The organism is Candidatus Baltobacteraceae bacterium, from assembly GCA_036488875.1.
Taxonomy (GTDB): domain Bacteria; phylum Vulcanimicrobiota; class Vulcanimicrobiia; order Vulcanimicrobiales; family Vulcanimicrobiaceae; genus JAFAHZ01.
The window spans coordinates 218,155-236,315 of record DASXGW010000003.1; the positions used below are offsets into that span (position 1 = coordinate 218,155).

Here is an 18,161-nt window from a genome sequence, read left to right on the forward strand (position 1 = left end):
AGGCTCGTAGTGTTCAATCGCTTGCGGCCTGCGTGCGCGCTAATTGCGTGCGCCGGTATTTTTACTGCTTGCGGAGGTGGGCGAACGACCGTTTTGCCCGCGAATCCCGAGGTGACGGCGATTGCGAAAATGCAAGTTCGAACGCAGCGCGGCAAAGCGACGCTGACGGTTCACATTCGCGTTCCCCGCGGCCGGCGGCACGCACGTTACATCTCCGCATCGACACGCGGTGCGACGCTGAGCCTTACCGGTCCGAAGAATCTGACCGAATCCGTCGCGCTGACGCCGGGCGACAATCGAATCGCCCTTTCTCTGGAAGCCGGAACGTATTCGGCGACAATTTCGACGTACAATAAAGCGCCGGTCAGCGGCCACATTCCCAGCGGAGCGAAGCTGCTCTCGACAGCCTCGAAGCTGCCGCTGTCAGTCCTGAAGGGCAAAGCGAACGCGGCGGACTTTACGCTTGACGGCGTCGTTGCATCCCTGAGCGTTGCGGCTATGCCGAGCGGAACGATCGGGACTGCCTTTACGTCGCGTAAAGCATTTACGGTCGTCGCGAAAGACGCCGGCGGCAATACCATTGTGGGGAGCTACGATAACCCGATTACGCTAAGCGACGGCGATACCAGTGGCGCCACCTCGGTCGTCACGTCTGGAACGGATCACCCGCCGGCGGGCAAGCTGCTCGGCTCGAGCAACGTCGCTACCCTCGGGTACAACGGCGCGGGAATCGCGTCGGCGGTGATTCACGCGAACGCGAGCGGCGCGACGCAGGGTAGCGCGACGTTCGCGCCCATACCGGTGCTCAGCTCCGTCACGCTCAACAGCGGCACTGGACTCATCGGTACCGCCGTCAACGTGACGCTCAACGGAAACTTTGCGACGGAGGCGACCACGGTTAGCGGCCCCACGGGCGTGCTCGTCGTCCCGAGCAGCGTTACGGCAACCTCGACAACCGTCTCAGCCTCGCTCTTCATCGATCCGCACACGGCGAATGCCGGTGCGGTCAATCTCACCGCTCAGACCAGTTCAGGAGCGTCGAGCCAATCGCAAAGCGGCGGGTTCAGCATCACAACGACGGGTGCCGACGTGGTCACGCTCGCGACCGATACGGTGAATAACGCGCAGCCCGGCATCTGCCCCGATGGCAGCGCAGGCGAGTTGCGTTACGCAATCTGTAACGCGAGCAGCGGCGACACGATCGTTTTCGATACGACGGCGATGTGCTCTGCGAGTGCGCTTGGCGGCAGTTGCGCGGTGACGCTCAATGCGCCGCTGCCGGCGATGGTACAGAATCAAACGATTGATGGCGGCGTACTTTTCGGAGGCGTGGGGCCGCGCGTGAAAATCGACGGCGCGAGTAAGTACCGCGCGTTGTGGGCCGACTCGGGAACGATCGGCATCGACAACCTACAGATTCAAAACGTGCTGGCAAAAGGTGGTAATGGCAACGGTACCGGCGGGGGCGGTGGCGGCGGCGCCGGTCTGGGCGGCGGCATATTCGTCAACGGTGCGACGGTCAGCGTGACGAACGCATATTTTCTGAGCTGCGTGGTGACCGGCGGTACCGGCGGAACCGGATCGGCCAGCGCAGGCGGTTCCGGCGGTGGCGGTGGCCTCGGCGGCGACGGCGGCGCAAACTCGAGCGGCGGCTTCGTGTGGACCAACGGCGGCGGCGGCGGCGGGGTACTTGGCGCGGGCGCCCCTGCACTCAACGCTGCATCCGGCGCCGGAGGTTACGGCGGCGGTGGCGGAGGCGGCGGCTTTGAGGGAGGCGGTTCCGGTGGCGCGGGCGGCGCCGGCTATTTCGGTAATAGCGCAGGCAGCGCGGGCCAAAGCGGCGGTGGAGGCGGCGGCACCATCGCCGGTAACGGCGGTAATGGCGGGGTCGGCGGCGGCGGCGGCGGCGGCGGCCAGGATAATAGCACGACCGCGGGCGCCGGCGGTGCCGGCGGATTCGGCGGCGGCGGCGGTGGCGGTGGTATCGCGGTCGGAAACGCCGACACTCCCGGGCCGGGCGGAAACGGCGGAGCGGGCGGCGGCGGCGGCGCAGCGAGCGGAACCGGGGCGGCCCTCGTTGGTGCAGTAAAGGGTGGCGACGCCGACACTATTTACGGCGGCGGCGGTGCTGCTGCCGGACCGGCGATCTTCGTCAACACCGGGACGCTCACGACCACGAATAGCGGTGCGTCAGGCTGTTCGGCAAACGGCGGGGGTGCAGGCGGTGGCGGTGCGTCGGCGGGTGGAAGCGATTCGACTCCGGTTTTTAACTATGCCGGCACCGTAAACAGCGATGCGACGACGGGCGGTGTTGCAAGCGCGCTCGGCAGCAACGCGCCGTCAATCGAAAAAGCTAATCGCGATCGCCGGCGTCGTGCTGGGCGTCACATTACGACCCCGTAGAATGAAACGCGTGCCGAGCAGCACGCCCCAGCTCGGTGTCCAGTTGTATTCGATTGCGGGAGCAACGGCGTATTCGGCGCTCACGCCGGAGTTTGTTGCTGTACCTAAATTGCTGACGACGCTAGTATTGTCGGTATAGCGATAGGTGACGTCGAGCGCGGGCACCCAGTTGCGCGTTGCGCTATACTCGCCCGCGGCGTCGACGTAGAAACTGCTTCCAGGATAGGCATACCCGTGGAACGCCGCGTCCGTACCGAAAACGCTTACATCCGAAACGGCAACGCGCCGCGAAAACGTCTGAAGCATGTCCAGTCGCGCGCGAAAGATGCGCCGATTCGGAAGCCAAAAGAAGTCTTGCACGTACAATCCGATCGACGTTGCATACGCACCGCCGCCTAGTCCATCTGCGGGCCGATTTCCTAGGTTGTCATACCGCCCCGTCGGCACCGCCTCTTGCAAAACGACTGCCGTCGTCGGCATCGAGTGACCGACTTGGAAGCGCGTCAATCCGTATTGCGCGATAAGGGTCGTATCACCGACGCCGATGCCGGAGCTGCTCGGCGCGTTTGCGACCGCGGTGTAACCGAACGTCGGCGTGAAGCCGAACGTAAAACGGTCGCTGACGCCGTAAAGCAGATATGTCAGCGATCCGTATCCGTTCGTATGCGGCGTCTGTACGTCGTAAAGGTACGGCTCGAAGTAGGCGTGCCCGCGCGGTAACGTGTTTGCCGACGCGGCCAGCATCGGCCCAGTCCACCACGCGTCGGCAAGCGGCTGTGGTGTGGGCGTCGGCGTGACGGTCGCCTGGGCAACAAGTGCGGCAAGGCATAAGGCCGGAGTCATCGTTCTGTGCACCGAAACGCACGGGTTATGGTCCGCGTGACGTCTTTTGCGCAGGCGATGGACTCATGTCGCATGGGGCGCCTCCATTGGAAGGTCTTTATCTTCGCAGCGCTCGGCATTTTCATGGACGGCTACGATTTCTTCATCATCGCCGCCGCACTGCCGTTGATCCAGGAGTACTGGCATCCCGAACCGGCGATGCTCGGGTTGATAGGCGCGGCGGCGACCGTTGGTGCAGTGGCCGGCGGAGCCTTGCTTGGCCGCTACGCCGACATCTGGGGACGGCGTCGCGTCGCGATGCTGACGATGACGTTGTTCGCCGTGATCTCCGTTGCGAGCGGTTTCGCGTGGAGCATTGCGGCGCTCGTTGCAATTCGCTTCGTGCTGGGCATGGCGATCGGTGCCGACTATCCGACGGGCGCGTCGTACGTCGCGGAGTTCATGCCGGTCAAGCAGCGTCCGCAGCTGCTCTTTGCGAGCCTGAGTTTTCAGGCATTGGGGGCCGTTGCCGGCGCGTATCTCGGCATCCTCTTGGTGCACACGCACAATCTCGATGCATGGCGCTTGATGCTCGGCATGGGTTTCGTGCCGGCCATATTGATTTTGATCTTGCGCGGACAGCTTCCGGAAAGCCCGCGCTGGCTCTATAACGTCGGGCGCCTTGACGACGCCAAACGTGTGCTGTCCGAGCTGCTGCAGCAACCGGTGGAGCTTGCGATTGCGCAAGAGCCGAAGGTCGAGATGCTGCCGTTTCGCGCGTTGTTCTCGCGCGAGTTCATCGGGCGAACGATCTTTGCGACGGTGCCGTGGTTCTGCATGGACGTCGCGCTGTACGGCATGGCGCTTTTCACGCCGATCATCTTGGCCTCGACCGGATTCGGGCACGCGAAGAACACGTTTTGGTCGCGCGATATTCACGCGCTGCGCGGCGCACTGTGGCTCGACATTCTGCTCGTGCTCGGGTTTGCGGCCGGTATTTGGCTGGTCAAGCACGCCGGCGTCATCCGCATGCAGATCGCGGGCTTCGCGGGCATGGTCGTCGGCCTCGGTCTGGTCGCGGTGGGCAGCGCCCGCAACGACTCGTGGCTGATTTTCGCCGGCTTCGCGGTCTTCAATCTCAGCGTCAACGCGGGACCGAACGGGACGACCTACATCGTCGCCGCCGTCGAGTTTCCAACCAGCATTCGGGGGTCGGGTGACGGGCTGGCAACGTCGGCCGGGAAGATCGGCGCCTCGGTCGGGATTTTCCTGATGCCGATCATGCAGGCCCAATGGGGGCTAACGGTCACGATAGCGGCAGTCGCCGGCGTGGCCCTGGCCGGGCTGCTGGTTTCGGTCTTCCTAAGGGACGAGCTCTATGCCGGATCGCGCCTCCACCTGCGCGGCGAGCACCGGGCGCTTCAGGGGCAAGCCTTGACAGAAGCCGGGCCCGCTTGATACATTCCCATGGTCATTGGCGCACGCGAGCCTAAACGCCAGGGTCCGTGGACTCGGTGTGGGGATCGTCGTGCGCGTCTGTGTCAGTTATAGCTCGCGTTACGCGTAAGGAAAAAGATGGCGAAGCAAAAATTCGAGCGCACCAAGCCGCACGTCAATATCGGAACGACGGGTCACGTCGACCACGGTAAGACGACGCTGACGGCTGCGATCATGCACTGTCTTTCGACGGAAGGGTTGGCGCAGAAAGTCGGCGTCGACCAGATCGACAATGCGCCCGAAGAGAAAGAACGCGGTATTACGATCGCGATCTCGCACCAAGAGTACGAGACGCCCAAGCGTCACTACGCGCACGTCGATTGCCCCGGTCACGCGGACTACATCAAGAACATGATCACGGGTGCCGCACAGATGGACGGCGCGATCCTGGTCGTTGCCGCAACCGACGGTCCGATGCCCCAGACGCGCGAGCACATTCTGCTCATGCGCCAAGTCGGCGTGCCGCGCATCATCGTCTTCCTCAATAAGGTCGACATGGTCGACGACGAAGAGCTGCTGGAGCTCGTCGAGATGGAAATCCGCGAGCTGCTCAGCAAGTACGAGTTTCCCGGCGACGACACGCCCATCATCCGCGGCTCGGCCCTCAAGGCGCTCAACTCGAGCGGCAAGAAGGGCGACCCGGATGCCGATCCGATCTTCAAGCTGATGGATGCCGTCGACGACTACATTCCGGAGCCGGTGCGTCAGACCGACAAGCCGTTCCTGATGCCGGTCGAAGACGTCTTCACGATCACCGGCCGCGGTACGGTCGGAACTGGACGCGTCGAGCGCGGCCAGGTGAAGGTCGGCGAAGAGATCGAGATCGTCGGTCTGAAGGAAGAGACGAAGAAGACCGTCGTGACGGGCATCGAGATGTTCCGCAAGCTGCTCGACTCGGGCATCGCCGGCGACAACATCGGCGTGCTGTTGCGCGGTATCGATCGTAACGAGATCGAGCGCGGACAAGTGTTGGCCAAGCCGGGCTCGGTGAAGCCGCACAAGAAGTTCAAAGCCGAAGTCTACGTCCTCTCGAAAGAAGAGGGTGGCCGTCACACGCCGTTCTTCGGAAACTACCGCCCCCAGTTCTACTTCCGCACGACCGACGTGACGGGCACCATCAAGTTGCCGGAAGGCGTCGAGATGGTGATGCCGGGCGACAACGTCCAAATGGACGTCGAGCTGATCACGCCGATCGCGTGTGAAGAGGGTCTGCGCTTCGCTATCCGCGAAGGCGGCCGGACCGTCGGCGCCGGCGTCGTAACGTCGGTGTCGGAGTAAGCAACGGCGGCCTAGTCTTTTCGCCTGCAGCGTCGTTGCGTAAGGGATCGCGTACCGTAGTACGCTTCACCCTTCCGCGCCTAGCTGCGAACGAAAATCCTTGGCCGGGAGCAAGCCAGACACCACGATCCTTGAAAACTGAACTACGCTACCGATAATAAAGAGAAAGATGTCTAAGCAGAAGATTCGCATTCGCTTGAAAGCATACGACCACAAGGTCCTCGATCAGTCCGCCGAGCGCATCGTCGAGACGGCGAAGCGCACGGGCGCGTTCGTCAGCGGACCGGTGCCGCTCCCCACGGAGATCAACCGGTTTTGCGTGCAGCGGTCGACCAACAACGACAAGAAGTCGCGCGAGCACTTCGAGATGCGCACGCACAAGCGCCTGATCGATATTCTGCAGGCGTCGCCCAAGACGATGGATGCGCTCATGCACCTCGACTTGCCGGCCGGCGTCGACATCGAACTCAAAGCGTAGTTTTCGGTTTTCAAGCAAGGAAACGAGCAGCCCGGAGAAAGCCCCGGGCTGCTTTATTTTTGGAAGGGCCGCCCTGTCTTGCCGTGCAAGGCGGCGGCATGGAAATCAAACCGACGTACTTAGGCACGATGATCTCGCTGGCGACCGTGGCTTTCGGTCTGATCGCCGCCGGCGCGTGGAACAAGTTCATCACCGATGTCATCGCGATTTTCCTCAAGCCGGGCGCCGGAGTCTGGGCCGAACTGCTCTACGCGGTTATCATCACGGTCATCGCGATCGTGTTCGTGCAGTTCCTCGGGAAGATCGCGGAAAGAGACTTCGGTCCGAAGACCGTCGTCGTCGTGGAAAAAGAGAAGTAAGGGCGGGCGCCTAGCCCGCGGCAGCGTCGCCTTTTTTGGGCGGCTTGCCGGCGCGCAGTTTGAACGCGAGCTCCGGACGGTGCTGCAGCGGCGGATAGACGTGCGCGCGCACCTCGAAACCTTTCTTCTCGAGACCTAACGCGTACGCAGCCTGCTGGATGCCGTGCAAGATGTGCGCGTTCAGATTTTCGTCGGTAATGCCGAGATCCATCAGGCTGTGCACGTCAACCTTGTCTTTGACGATCAAGGTGCACCGGATCTCGCCGGTGACGCGCTTCGACTCATGCTCTTCGTCAACCGGGTCGTGGAAGACGACGATGTGCTTGTCCTGGAAGACGACTGGGTTGTCGCCGACGATCTTCTCCCACCCGCGCTGCTCTTTTGGCCAGCTCGGCTCGCCCGAGAGCACTTCGGCGGGCGTGATTTTCAGCTTTCTGCGATCGACCGTAGCCATTGTGCGCACTTATCGCGGGCACCGGGAAAATCCTGGAGCGTGGGGAATTGCTCGGCATGTCGCAGTGGATTTCCGAGCTCGTATCCGGGCCCGAACAAAAGCATTGGGAGAAGCCCGACCCGCAGCACACGTTCCGCGGCCGCTTGGACGGTACGCGAGCCAAAGCCGACGAGGTCGTCTACGAAGACGAAGACGTCTTCGCATTCCGGCACAACGTCGACCAAAGCAAAGAAGAGTGGTGGGAAATTCACGTCGTGATCATCCCGAAGCGATGGGTTCCAACACTGCTTGATTTCGGTTTGGGCGATTCGCGCATTTGGAACCGGCTCATCGCCGGCATTCAAAAGGTCGCGCTCAAGCTCGGTCTACAAGAAAAGGGATTCATGATTCGGATGGGCGTGCTGCCGCCGTACCAGCACACCGAGCACGTGCACATTCACATTCTCTCGGGCAAGCACACCTATCCCACCGTAGACGGCCCGCTTCCGGATGTCAGCTGACGCCGCCGCACCCGCGGTACCGACGTCAAGGCCCTCACTTTTATCCGTCGCGCTGACGTTCGCGGCAATCTCATCGACGGCGTTCGGCGGCGGGCAAAAGGCCAGCATACGCCATTCGGTCGTTTCCAAGGGCTGGATGGACAACGAGATCTTCATGGACGGTCTCGAACTGGCGCAAGTTCTGCCGGGCCCGAATATTCTCAACTTGGCGATCTATTGCGGACAGCGCGTTCGAGGTGTCGCCGGCGCGGTCGCGGCGTTTTTGGGCGCCGGCGTTCCGCCGTTCGTCATCGTCCTGATTGCCGGCGCGCTCTACTTTAAATATGCGTCGAACCCGTACGTGCACGGCGCGCTGCGCGGCTGCGCAGTTGGTGCGCTCGGTCTGACGGTGGGCAACGCGCTCGAGTTGAGCTGGGACGAGCGCGGCGACTGGATTCGCATCGCCTTGCTGATTCTCACGGCGCTGGCCGTGTCGATCTTCAAGATGCCGCTGTTGTTGACGCTCGTGCTTTTCGGCGGCGCCGGCATCGTCAACGAGTACCGGCGCTCGCAGAAAGCGCCCGCGAAGAAAGCCGGCTCGTGAACGCTACCGTCACGACCGTCCTGCACATTCTGTGGACCTTCTCGCAACTGTCGGTGCTCGGCTTCGGCGGCGGCAAAGGCATCATTCCGCAGATGCATCGCGACGCGGTCGTGACGTTTCAATGGATCACGAGCGATCAGTTCGCGCAGTTCTACACGATCGGCAAGCTCGTGCCGGGACCGACCACCGTGTTTGCCGCGCTCATCGGTTATGCCGCGATGCCGGGACGGCCGTGGCTCGGCGCGACGGCGGCGACGATCGGCATGTTCGTGCCGTCGAGCGTCATCATGGTGGTGGTCGACGTCTTCTGGGCGCGCTTTGCGGCTTCGCCGTGGCGGGCGATCGTCTCGCACGGCTTGGCGCCGGCGATCGTGGGACTCGTCTGGTCGAGCGTCTGGACGATTAGCCGCGGCACCGCCTCGGGACTCGTGGCCTATGCCGTTACCTTGGTCGTGACGGTGCTGATGCTACGAACGAAGTTGAGCGCGCCGCTGCTCATCGCGGCGTCGGGCGCCGTGGGGATAATCGCCTTAAGATAGCGAACGAGCGTACCCATGCCGATCGAGTTGCATCAATCCCGTTCGCGAACGTTCCATGGCACGAAACGTCGCATCTTTCATCTTTTGGAAGAGATGGGCACGTCCGGCGATCAGATCTGGCCCTTCGCGTCGCAGCCCTTCATGCGGTCGCCCGGACCGCTGACTGCCGGCAAGACCGAAGAGTGGCATCTCGGCATCCACGGCCTATTGGAAGAATCGGTCCCCGAAGAGCGTATCGTCTGGCGCTTCCAGAACGAGGGCGTCGACGGTACGCACGGGTTCCACCTCTCGAGCGAAGGCAAAGAAACCATTCTCGAATACCGCGTCGACGCAATGCTCTCGGAAACGGACGGCCGCCTGCTGTGGCGGCGCTTCGAAGATCAGTTCGAGCGCTCGACCGAGGCGCTCTTCGATAAACTGGCGCGCGTTCTGAAACGATAGCCGGCGTAATCCCGGTCTTGCCTCCATGATGAGAAAACGGCAACTAGGATCCAACGGCCCGGCCGTTTCGGCCATCGGTTTGGGCTGCATGGGAATGTCGGATGCTTATGGAGCGCGCGACGACGCCGAATCGATACGCACGATCCACCGCGCGCTCGACTTGGGCGTCACGATGCTCGACACCGCAGACGTGTACGGTGCCGGCGAAAACGAACGGCTCGTTGGCAAAGCTATTTCCGGACGGCGATCCGACGTCTTCCTCGCGACGAAATTCGGATTCGTACGCGACGCGGACGATCCGTCGAAGCGAACGATCAGCGGCCGGCCCGAATACGTCAAAGCCGCGTGCGAGGCGTCGCTCCAGCGTCTGGGTGTAGAGTACGTCGATCTCTACTATCAACATCGCGTCGACCTCGACGTGTCGATCGAAGAGACTGTCGGCGCGATGGCCGAACTGGTGCACGCGGGAAAAGTCCGCTATCTCGGCCTCTCCGAGGCAAGCGCGCAGACGCTGCGACGCGCGCACGCGGTGCATCCTATTGCGGCGGTGCAGAACGAGTGGTCGCTGTGGTCGCGCGACCTCGAAGAGAACGGTCAACTCGCGGCGGCGCGCGAATGCGGAAGCGCCATCGTGGCGTTCAGCCCGCTTGGGCGCGGCTTTCTCACGGGAGAACTGAAGTCGCCCGAGGATTTCCAGGAGAACGATTTCCGCCGTACTTCTCCCCGCTTTATGGGAGATAACTTCCGCAAGAACTTGGAGTTGGTCGAACAGGTCAGGCGTGTCGCCGATGGGAAAGGCTGCACCGCCGCGCAGGTCGCACTGGCGTGGTTGCTCGCGCAAGGCGGCGACGTCGTGCCCATCCCCGGAACCAAACGCGTGAAATTTCTGGAAGAGAACCTCGCCGCTGAAGGCGTAGTGCTCTCTGCGGAGGAGCTCGCAGATCTCGACGCCGTCTTTCCGCCCCACGTAGCCAGCGGCGCGCGCTATCCCGATATGAGCTTCGTGAATAGGTAATAGATGAACGCAGTCGCCCTCGATCCCGTCGACTTCCTGGACGTCGCGAGCCTGTACACCGACGAGGAGCGCATCGTGCGCGACACGGTCCGCTCGTTCGTGCGCGACCGCGTGCTCCCCAACGTCGCCGAGTGGTTCGAAGAAGGCACCTTGCCGCGCGAGCTTGGAAAGCAGCTCGGCGAACTCGGACTTCTGGGCATGCATCTGCAAGGCTATGGCTGCGCGGGTGCGAGTGCCGTTGCGTACGGCATCGCGTGCATGGAGCTGGAAGCAGGCGACGCGGGCGTGCGCAGTTTTGCGTCGGTTCAAGGATCGCTTGCGATGTACGCGATCTACCGGTGGGGCGACGACGCGCAGAAAGACGCGTGGCTGCCGCGTATGTCGGCGGGCGAGGCGATCGGGTGTTTCGGTCTCACCGAACCCGACTTCGGCAGCAATCCGGGCGGCATGCGTACGTTCGCGCGTCGCGACGGAAGCGATTGGGTGCTCAACGGCACGAAAATGTGGATCACCAACGGATCCATCGCCGACGTCGCGATCGTGTGGGCGAACACCGACGACGGCATTCGCGGGTTCGTCGTTCCGACCAAAACGAAAGGCTTCGCCGCCAACGACGTGCATCGCAAGCTGTCGCTGCGGGCCTCGATCACGAGCGAGCTGGTGCTGCAAGACTGCCGCCTGCCGGCCGGGGCGCTGCTGCCCAAAGCCAAAGGCTTGAGCGGTCCGCTGGCGTGTCTGAACGAGGCGCGCTTCGGGATCATCTGGGGCGCGATGGGTGCGGGCCGCGCATGCTATGAGACCGCACTGGACTACGCCAAGACGCGCGTGCAGTTCGATCGCCCAATCGGCGGCTTTCAGATCACGCAGCAGAAGCTCGTGAACATGCTGCTCGAGCTCAACAAAGGCACCTTGCTCGCCCTGCACCTGGGGCGTAAGAAGGATGCCGGCCAGCTCCGGCCGGCCCAGGTCAGCTTCGGGAAGCTCAACAACGTGCGCGAGGCCCTGACCATCGCCCGCGAGGCGCGCACGATCCTGGGTGCCAACGGCGTGACCCTCGAGTACCCGGTCATCCGGCACATGAACAATCTCGAGTCGGTCCTCACCTACGAGGGCACCAGCGAGATGCACACCCTGATCGTCGGCAAGGAGATCACCGGCCTCGACGCCTTCGTGTAGCCCGGCCGAGGGACGAAGGGTTGACGGGGCCCCGACCCGCTTGGTAAACTGCGTGGGTTGTGGTCGAGAGCCGGCCGCGCTTCATTGCGCGCGCCGGCAAAAGAACCAAGCAGTACGCCTGGGCCCGTGGTTTAGGCGGACGAACCAACGCACTATAGGACGAGGATAACAGTGAAAAACATCCTTGGCCGCAAGGTTGGGATGACGAGCGTGTTTACCGATGACGGGCGTTACGTGCCCGTGACGGTGATCGAAGCCGGTCCCTGCACGGTCGTGGAGCGACGGACGAAGGAAAAGCATGGCTACGAAGCCGTCGCTTTGGGCTTCGGTTCCATTGCAAAGAGCCGCGTTACACGTGCCCTTGCCGGACATTTCAAAAAGAACGGCGCCGAGCCGGCGCGCTTCGTGCGCGAGTTCCGCGACGATATCGACGGTGTCGAAGCCGGGCAGACGGTAACCGTCGCCGAGTTCGAAGTGGGCGATCGCGTCGACGTCGTCGGCATTTCCAAAGGTCACGGTTTCGCGGGCGGCATCAAGCGGCACAATTTTAAAGGCGGCGGTGCGAGCCACGGCTCGATGATCCACCGTCAGCCCGCCAGCAACGGCGACACCAACGCCGGCCGCGTTACTAAAGGAAGCCGTCGCCCCGGGCACTACGGTGTGGATCGCACGACCTTGCAAAACTTGGAAGTCGTGCGCGCCGACACGGAACGCAACTTGCTGCTGGTTCTCGGGCCCGTGCCCGGAGCGAAGAACGCGCTCGTCCTCGTGCGCAAGAGCGTCAAAGCCGCCAAAGCGGCCGCGGGGGCTAAATAATGCCCAACGTGATCGACGCATCCGGAAAAGTCGTGCGCGAAGTGCAGGCGCCGGCCGCTCTCGACGGTGATTTCAACGACAAACTGCACGTGATCTATCGCGCGATCCATCGCGAGTTCGCCAATCCGCGCGCCGGCACGGCCTCGACGAAGAAGCGCGACGAGATTGCCGGCGGCGGCAAGAAGCCGTGGCGGCAAAAGGGAACCGGGCGCGCGCGTCAGGGTTCGATCCGCTCGCCGCAGTGGCGTCACGGCGGCGTCGTCTTCGGACCGCAGCCGCGCAGCTACGTCGAAGCGCTCAATAAGAAGGAACGCCGCGTCGCGTTCGTCGCCGCTCTGGCCGACCGTTTCCGCAACGGCGCGGTGACGGTGTTCGACGCGTCGGAGTTCGCGATTTCGAAGACGGCCGACTTTGCGAAGCTGCTCTTCGGAGGCGCCAAGGCGGCCAAGAGCGGGCCGACGACGTTGATCGTCTGCAGCCAAAACGAGAAGCACGGCGATGCGATCGAACGCGTCAGCCGTAACCTCGAGCGCGTTTCCGTCACCAACGACGGCGCGCTCGACGTCAAGGACGTGCTGCGTTTCGAGCGCCTCGTGTTCACGACCGAGGCCTACGACGCGCTGACCGCCGCATTGCAAGGCAAGGGGGTCGAGTAATGGACGCACGCGACGTCATCATCGCACCGCGCATCACCGAGAAATCGATGGCCGATGCGCTGGTCAACCAGTACACGTTTACCGTGCATCCGCACGCGACCAAGACGCAGATCCGTCACGCGATCGAAGAGCTCTTCAAGGTCAACGTCCTGAAGGTCAACACGGTCAACGTGCGCGGGAAGTCGCGCAGCTTCGCGCGCCGCGGCGTCCGCACGCACGGTAAGACGAACGATCACAAAAAAGCCGTCGTCACGCTGAAGGCCGGTCAAAAGATCGAACTCGGCGGCGTCAACTATTTCGAGCAATAACATGCCAGTAAAGAAATATCGTCCGACTTCGCCGGGCCGGCGCTTCGTCACCACGATGGACTTCTCGGACCTTTCGAAGGTCGAGCCGGAGAAGTCCCTCGTCGAGGTTCGTAAGAAGCACTCGGGCCGCAACAACAACGGCCACATCACGGTGCGTCACAAGGGCGGCGGCACGCGCAAGCTCTACCGCATCATCGACTTCAAGCGCAGCAAGGACGGCATTCCGGCGAAGATCGCGACCATCGAGTACGATCCCAACCGTTCTTGCCGTATCGCGCTGGTGCATTACAAAGACGGTGAGAAGCGCTACATCCTGGCGCCGCTGGGGCTGCGCGTCGGCGATACGATCGAATCGGGCGCCAACGCGGACATCAAAGTCGGCAACTGTTTGCCGATCAAGAGCATTCCGGTCGGTACCGTCATTCACAACATCGAGCTGCGGCCCGGTCAAGGCGGCAAGCTCGTCCGGTCGGCCGGCGTTTCGGCGCAGCTGATGGCCAAGGAAAACGAGTACTCGCAGGTGCGCATGCCGTCGGGCGAAGTGCGCAAGATTCACATCAACTGCCGCGCGACGATCGGTCAGCTCGGCAACATCGAGCACGAAAACCAAATCATCGGCAAAGCCGGGCGCTCGCGCCACATGGGCAAGCGTCCCGCGGTTCGCGGTATCGCAATGAATCCGGTCGACCACCCGCACGGCGGCGGTGAGGCGCGTTCCACGTCGGGACGTCCGCCCACGACGCCGTGGGGCCAGATGACCATGGGTAAAAAGACGCGCCGCAACAAGCGCACCGCCAAGATGATCGTTCGCAAGCGGGGTTCGAAGTAATGGGTCGGAGTCTCAAGAAAGGTCCGTTCGTCGCGGACCATCTCGTCAAGAAGGTCGAGAAACTCAACGAGACGCGCGAGAAGCGCGTGATCAAGACGTGGAGCCGCGCCTCGACGATCGTGCCGGCCATGGTCGGGCACACGATCGGCGTCCACAACGGCAAAGCGCACGTTCCCGTCTACGTCACCGAGAACATGGTCGGGCACAAGCTCGGCGAGTTCGCTCCGACGCGCCACTTCCGTGGTCACGGCGGTGAGAAAGCTGCGGTGAAACCGGCATGACCGACGGAACGCAGTCTCAGCACGCCGTCGCGCACTTGCGGTTCGTGCGCATGGCTCCGCGCAAGCTTCGCCGCGTCGCCGACGCGATTCGCGGCAAGAGCGTGCGCGAAGCGCTCGTGATGCTCAAGTTTGCCGACGTTTACGCCGCCGAGCCCATCGAGAAGCTGGTGCGCAGCGCCGTTGCCAACGCGGGCAATAACCACGACATGAATAGCGACGATCTGTATATCGCGCGGATCACCGTCGACGGCGGTCCGGGCGGACGCTTCACCAAGCGATTGGATCCGCGGGCCCAAGGGCGCGCGTATTTCAAGCGCAAGCGTCTCTCGCACGTGACCGTGATCGTCAGCGAACAGGCGCCGGCCAAAGCGCCGCGCAAGCGCGCCGGTGCCAGCGTCCGAGTCGCGCGCACCACGCGTCGCTCCACCGCAGCGGCGTCGACGAGCAAGAAGAAAACTTCCGCGCGCAAGCGCACCGCAAAAGCGGCCACCGCCAAGAAAGCTGCGGAGTAACCATGGGTCAAAAAATTCATCCGGTCGGACTTCGCCTGGGCATCACGCGCACGTGGGACAGCCGCTGGTTCGAGGAAAAGCACTACATCGACTGGCTGCACGAAGACGTCGCCATCCGCAAGTTCTTCAACAAGTGGATGCGTTCGGCGGCAATCAGCAAGATCGAGATCGAGCGCCGCGCCAACCAGGCTCGCGTGATCATCAACACCGCCAAGCCGGGCATCATCATCGGCAAGCGCGGCGTGGGCATCGAAGAGATCCGCAAGAACCTCGAGTCGCTGACCAAGAAGAACGTGCAAGTCAACGTCGTCGAGATCAAGCATCCCGAGCTCGACGCGCGGTTGGTCGGTCAGAACATCGTCGACCAGCTCGAAAAGCGCATTGCGTTCCGCCGGGCGATGAAGCAGGCGATCATGCGTACGATGAAGGCCGGCGCGCGCGGCGTGAAGGTGCAGGTTTCGGGTCGCCTCGGCGGCGCGGAAATCGCGCGCACCGAGCGCAACGCCGACGGTAAGGTGCCGCTGCACACGCTGCGGGCCGACATCGATTACGCGCACGTCGAAGCGTTCACGACGTTCGGTCGCATCGGCGTCAAAGTGTGGATCTATCGCGGCGAAGTGCTGCCGGATCAACCCCGTATGGACGGCGCGACGCGCGAGCGTGGCGAGCGCGGCGGTCGCGATCGTCGCGAGCGCGGCGGACGCGGCGGACGCGGACGCGGTGGGGATCGTCCCGCACCGGCACCGCGCCCAGCCGTAACCGAAGCCGAACCCGCGTTCGCAGAACCGGCGACGCCCGAACCGGCTGAGGCACTGGTCAAATTCCCGGCTGAAGAATCCGAAGCGCAAGCGCTAACCGAAGCAACGCAGGAAACTGGTATGGGGGACCCCAGCGGCTCTGCCGCGCGGGGGGCGGCGGAGGCAAGCGAAGCGCAGCCGGAGCGCCAGTTAGACGAAGCGCAAGCGCTCACCGAGGCGTCGCAAGAAGCGCCGCCGCCCGAGGTATTCGAATAATGTTGACTCCTAAACGCGTCAAATGGCGCAAAGTACAGCGCGGTCGCATGACCGGTGCTGCGGTGCGAGGCAGCGCGCTCACGTTCGGCGATTACGGATTGCAGGCGATGGAGCCGTGCTGGATGACCAACCGCCAAATCGAAGCGGCGCGTATTGCATTGACGCGCCACATCAAACGCGGCGGCAAAGTCTGGATCAAGGTGTTCCCCGACAAACCGGTGACGAAGAAGCCGGCCGAAGTCCGCATGGGTGCCGGCAAAGGTAATCCGGAGGTGTGGGTCGCCGTCGTGCGCCCGGGCCGTATTCTGTTCGAACTTTCGGGCGTCGATGCAGCCGTCGCACGCGAAGCGCTGCGCCGCGCCGCCGCCAAGTTGCCGATCGGTACGAAGATCATCTCGCGCGAGGAGGGCTGAAAAGTGACGAAGAGCGAGCTCGACGAGCTGCGCGTCCTAACGCTGAACGAACTTCAGCAGAAGGCGCGCGACACCAAATCGGAACTCTTCAATCTGCGCTTCGCGCTGCGGACCGGGCATCTCACGGACTTCAGCAAGATCCGCGCGATGCGCCGTACCTACGCACAGATTCAAACCGTTATTTCCGAAAAGCGCATGACCGAGGGACAGCATGGAGCAGCATAACGAGCGGGGCGCGCGGCGCATCAAGCAAGGCCGCGTAGCTTCCAACAAGATGGACAAGACGATCGTGGTCGTCTCGGAGACGCGCGTGCCGCACCCGGCCTACGGAAAGATCGTGCGCAAGTCGAGCCGCTTCAAGGCGCACGACGAGCGTAATGAAGCCAACGTCGGCGACGTGGTGCGGATCGTGGAATGCCGTCCGCTTTCGCGCGAGAAGCGCTGGAGACTGGTCGAGATCGTGGAGCGCGCGAAGTAACATGATTCAGCAAGAAACTCGGCTCAAAGTGGCCGACAACTCGGGCGCGCGCGAACTGCTCGTTATTCACATCTCGGGCGGCAGCCGGCACAACTACGCGCACGTCGGCGACATCGTCGTCGGAACGGTCAAGAGCGCCATTCCCGGCGCCGCCGTGAAGAAGGGCCAAGTCGTCAAGGCCGTCGTGGTTCGCACCAGCGCGCCGATCCGCCGTACGGACGGTTCCGTCGTGCGCTGCGACGACAACGCGTGCGTCATCATCAAGGGCGAAAAGGACAACCTCGATCCGCGCGGCACGCGCGTGTTCGGGCCGGTCATGCGCGAGCTGCGCGACCGCGGCTTCCTGAAGATCGCCTCACTCGCACCGGAGGTGCTGTAAAGCGATGGCGATCAAAACGAACATCATTAAGGGCGACACGGTGCTCGTGCGCCGCGGTAAGGAGAAGGGTAAGCGCGGCACGGTCAAGGCCGTGAACCGCATTCTCGGCACCGCGACGGTCGAGGGCATCAACATCGTCAAGCGGCACACGAAGCAAGGCACGAAGTCCGGTAACATGGCGAGCCAGCAAACCGGCGGCATCATCGAGAAAGAATCGCCGATGCCCATTTCGGTGCTGCAATACGTCTGCGAAAAATGCAAAGCGCCGACCCGCGTGCGCCGCACGCGCACGGCCGACGGCAAGGTGCATCGCGTTTGCGCGCGCTGCGACGAACCGGCGCGCGAATCGGCGAAGGGAGCGTAAGTCATGGCCGAGCGTCTAAAAGAGCGCTACGAAGGACAGGTCCGCAAGCAGTTGCAGGACCGCTTCGGCTACAAGAACGTCAATCAAATTCCCAAGCTCGAGAAGGTCGTCGTGAACATGAGCGTCGGTGAGGCGATCGCCAATCCGAAGTCGCTCGATGCGGCGGTCTCCGAACTGGCGGCGATCAGCGGTCAGAAGCCGGTCGTGACGAAGGCGAAGAAATCGATCGCAGCGTTCAAGTTGCGTGAAGGCATGAATATCGGTGCCAAGGTGACGCTCCGCGGCGACCGGATGTACATCTTCCTCGACAAACTCTTCAATGTCGTGCTTCCGCGTATCCGCGACTTCCGCGGCCTCCCGCCGAAATCGTTCGACGGTCGCGGCAACTACAATATGGGCTTGCGCGAACAGCTCGTCTTCCCGGAGATCAACTTCGATAAGGTCGACAAGGCGCGCGGCATGGACATCACGATCGTCACGACGGCGAAGTCGGATGAAGAAGCGAGCGAGTTCCTCACTGCGATGGGACTGCCGCTGCGAAAGGGTAACGCATAATGGCAAAAACGA

At 63.0% G+C, this 18,161-nt stretch carries 25 protein-coding genes and 1 pseudogene; 24 read left to right on the top strand and 2 right to left on the bottom strand.

What is annotated here, in order from left to right; genetic code table 11:
* Positions 1 to 93 precede the first annotated feature (93 nt).
* Complete coding sequence (locus VGG89_05370) at positions 94 to 2,403, top strand: hypothetical protein (GenBank protein HEY1975948.1); 2,310 nt, start codon at positions 94 to 96, stop codon at positions 2,401 to 2,403.
* On the opposite strand, the gene VGG89_05375 is transcribed toward VGG89_05370, so the two are convergent.
* A complete protein-coding gene (locus tag VGG89_05375) occupies positions 2,341 to 3,246 on the bottom strand; it encodes a hypothetical protein (protein ID HEY1975949.1) in 906 nt (301 codons plus the stop codon). The two genes, VGG89_05370 and VGG89_05375, sit on opposite strands and share 63 nt — an antisense overlap.
* A gap of 36 nt (positions 3,247 to 3,282) precedes the next feature.
* Between VGG89_05375 and VGG89_05380 the strand changes: the two genes are divergently transcribed.
* The 4 genes from VGG89_05380 to VGG89_05395 all read left to right on the top strand — a co-directional run bounded on the left by VGG89_05380 (position 3,283) and on the right by VGG89_05395 (position 6,837).
* The gene (locus VGG89_05380; protein ID HEY1975950.1) at positions 3,283 to 4,683 is read left to right on the top strand and encodes an MFS transporter; all 1,401 of its coding nucleotides are present in this window, start codon (positions 3,283 to 3,285) and stop codon (positions 4,681 to 4,683) included.
* A 117-nt stretch (positions 4,684 to 4,800) separates the two neighbouring features.
* The gene (gene tuf, locus VGG89_05385; GenBank protein ID HEY1975951.1) at positions 4,801 to 6,000 is read left to right on the top strand and encodes an elongation factor Tu; all 1,200 of its coding nucleotides are present in this window, start codon (positions 4,801 to 4,803) and stop codon (positions 5,998 to 6,000) included.
* Positions 6,001 to 6,169: 169 nt separating this feature from the next.
* Entirely contained in the window at positions 6,170 to 6,478 is a 309-nt protein-coding gene (rpsJ, locus tag VGG89_05390) for a 30S ribosomal protein S10 (protein ID HEY1975952.1), read from the top strand.
* Between the two features lie 98 nt (positions 6,479 to 6,576).
* The gene (locus tag VGG89_05395) at positions 6,577 to 6,837 is read left to right on the top strand and encodes a DUF5654 family protein (protein HEY1975953.1); all 261 of its coding nucleotides are present in this window, start codon (positions 6,577 to 6,579) and stop codon (positions 6,835 to 6,837) included.
* A 10-nt stretch (positions 6,838 to 6,847) separates the two neighbouring features.
* Here VGG89_05395 and VGG89_05400 read toward each other — a convergent pair whose 3' ends face one another.
* Positions 6,848 to 7,291, bottom strand: coding sequence for a hypothetical protein (locus VGG89_05400; GenBank protein ID HEY1975954.1), 444 nt, complete (start codon positions 7,289 to 7,291; stop codon positions 6,848 to 6,850).
* Positions 7,292 to 7,347: 56 nt separating this feature from the next.
* Between VGG89_05400 and VGG89_05405 the strand changes: the two genes are divergently transcribed.
* The 19 genes and pseudogenes from VGG89_05405 to rplE all read left to right on the top strand — a co-directional run bounded on the left by VGG89_05405 (position 7,348) and on the right by rplE (position 18,149).
* Positions 7,348 to 7,791 carry an HIT domain-containing protein gene (locus tag VGG89_05405; protein HEY1975955.1) on the top strand — a complete coding sequence of 148 codons (444 nt, stop codon included), beginning with the start codon at positions 7,348 to 7,350 and terminating at the stop codon, positions 7,789 to 7,791.
* Positions 7,781 to 8,374, top strand: a complete 594-nt coding sequence (locus VGG89_05410; protein ID HEY1975956.1) for a chromate transporter — start codon at positions 7,781 to 7,783, stop codon at positions 8,372 to 8,374. Before VGG89_05405 ends, VGG89_05410 begins: the two co-directional genes overlap by 11 nt.
* On the top strand, positions 8,371 to 8,913 hold the full coding sequence (locus tag VGG89_05415) for a chromate transporter (protein ID HEY1975957.1): 543 nt from the start codon (positions 8,371 to 8,373) through the stop codon (positions 8,911 to 8,913). The genes VGG89_05410 and VGG89_05415 overlap by 4 nt, the downstream gene beginning before the upstream one ends.
* Before the next feature lie 15 nt (positions 8,914 to 8,928).
* Positions 8,929 to 9,354, top strand: a complete 426-nt coding sequence (locus tag VGG89_05420) for a hypothetical protein (GenBank protein HEY1975958.1) — start codon at positions 8,929 to 8,931, stop codon at positions 9,352 to 9,354.
* 25 nt (positions 9,355 to 9,379) lie between these two features.
* Positions 9,380 to 10,369, top strand: a complete 990-nt coding sequence (locus VGG89_05425; GenBank protein ID HEY1975959.1) for an aldo/keto reductase — start codon at positions 9,380 to 9,382, stop codon at positions 10,367 to 10,369.
* Between the two features lie 3 nt (positions 10,370 to 10,372).
* The gene (locus tag VGG89_05430; GenBank protein ID HEY1975960.1) at positions 10,373 to 11,545 is read left to right on the top strand and encodes an acyl-CoA dehydrogenase family protein; all 1,173 of its coding nucleotides are present in this window, start codon (positions 10,373 to 10,375) and stop codon (positions 11,543 to 11,545) included.
* Between the two features lie 171 nt (positions 11,546 to 11,716).
* Entirely contained in the window at positions 11,717 to 12,361 is a 645-nt protein-coding gene (rplC, locus tag VGG89_05435) for a 50S ribosomal protein L3 (protein ID HEY1975961.1), read from the top strand.
* A gap of 8 nt (positions 12,362 to 12,369) precedes the next feature.
* Positions 12,370 to 13,017, top strand: coding sequence for a 50S ribosomal protein L4 (rplD, locus tag VGG89_05440; GenBank protein ID HEY1975962.1), 648 nt, complete (start codon positions 12,370 to 12,372; stop codon positions 13,015 to 13,017).
* Complete coding sequence (gene rplW, locus VGG89_05445; GenBank protein ID HEY1975963.1) at positions 13,017 to 13,325, top strand: 50S ribosomal protein L23; 309 nt, start codon at positions 13,017 to 13,019, stop codon at positions 13,323 to 13,325. The genes rplD and rplW overlap by 1 nt, the downstream gene beginning before the upstream one ends.
* Position 13,326: 1 nt before the next feature.
* Entirely contained in the window at positions 13,327 to 14,154 is an 828-nt protein-coding gene (gene rplB / locus VGG89_05450; protein HEY1975964.1) for a 50S ribosomal protein L2, read from the top strand.
* On the top strand, positions 14,154 to 14,435 hold the full coding sequence (gene rpsS, locus VGG89_05455) for a 30S ribosomal protein S19 (protein HEY1975965.1): 282 nt from the start codon (positions 14,154 to 14,156) through the stop codon (positions 14,433 to 14,435). Before rplB ends, rpsS begins: the two co-directional genes overlap by 1 nt.
* A complete protein-coding gene (rplV, locus tag VGG89_05460) occupies positions 14,432 to 14,947 on the top strand; it encodes a 50S ribosomal protein L22 (GenBank protein HEY1975966.1) in 516 nt (171 codons plus the stop codon). The genes rpsS and rplV overlap by 4 nt, the downstream gene beginning before the upstream one ends.
* A 2-nt stretch (positions 14,948 to 14,949) precedes the next feature.
* Positions 14,950 to 15,573, top strand: a pseudogene (gene rpsC / locus VGG89_05465) (30S ribosomal protein S3).
* A 386-nt stretch (positions 15,574 to 15,959) separates the two neighbouring features.
* A complete protein-coding gene (rplP, locus tag VGG89_05470; GenBank protein ID HEY1975967.1) occupies positions 15,960 to 16,373 on the top strand; it encodes a 50S ribosomal protein L16 in 414 nt (137 codons plus the stop codon).
* A 3-nt stretch (positions 16,374 to 16,376) separates the two neighbouring features.
* Positions 16,377 to 16,598 carry a 50S ribosomal protein L29 gene (gene rpmC, locus VGG89_05475; GenBank protein HEY1975968.1) on the top strand — a complete coding sequence of 74 codons (222 nt, stop codon included), beginning with the start codon at positions 16,377 to 16,379 and terminating at the stop codon, positions 16,596 to 16,598.
* Positions 16,585 to 16,851 (top strand): 30S ribosomal protein S17, encoded by a 267-nt coding sequence (gene rpsQ / locus VGG89_05480; GenBank protein HEY1975969.1) that lies wholly within the window; start codon positions 16,585 to 16,587, stop codon positions 16,849 to 16,851. Before rpmC ends, rpsQ begins: the two co-directional genes overlap by 14 nt.
* 1 nt (position 16,852) lies before the next feature.
* Complete coding sequence (gene rplN, locus VGG89_05485; protein HEY1975970.1) at positions 16,853 to 17,230, top strand: 50S ribosomal protein L14; 378 nt, start codon at positions 16,853 to 16,855, stop codon at positions 17,228 to 17,230.
* Between the two features lie 4 nt (positions 17,231 to 17,234).
* Entirely contained in the window at positions 17,235 to 17,594 is a 360-nt protein-coding gene (gene rplX, locus VGG89_05490; protein HEY1975971.1) for a 50S ribosomal protein L24, read from the top strand.
* Between the two features lie 3 nt (positions 17,595 to 17,597).
* A complete protein-coding gene (rplE, locus tag VGG89_05495; GenBank protein ID HEY1975972.1) occupies positions 17,598 to 18,149 on the top strand; it encodes a 50S ribosomal protein L5 in 552 nt (183 codons plus the stop codon).
* The last annotated feature ends 12 nt before the right edge of the window (positions 18,150 to 18,161 follow it).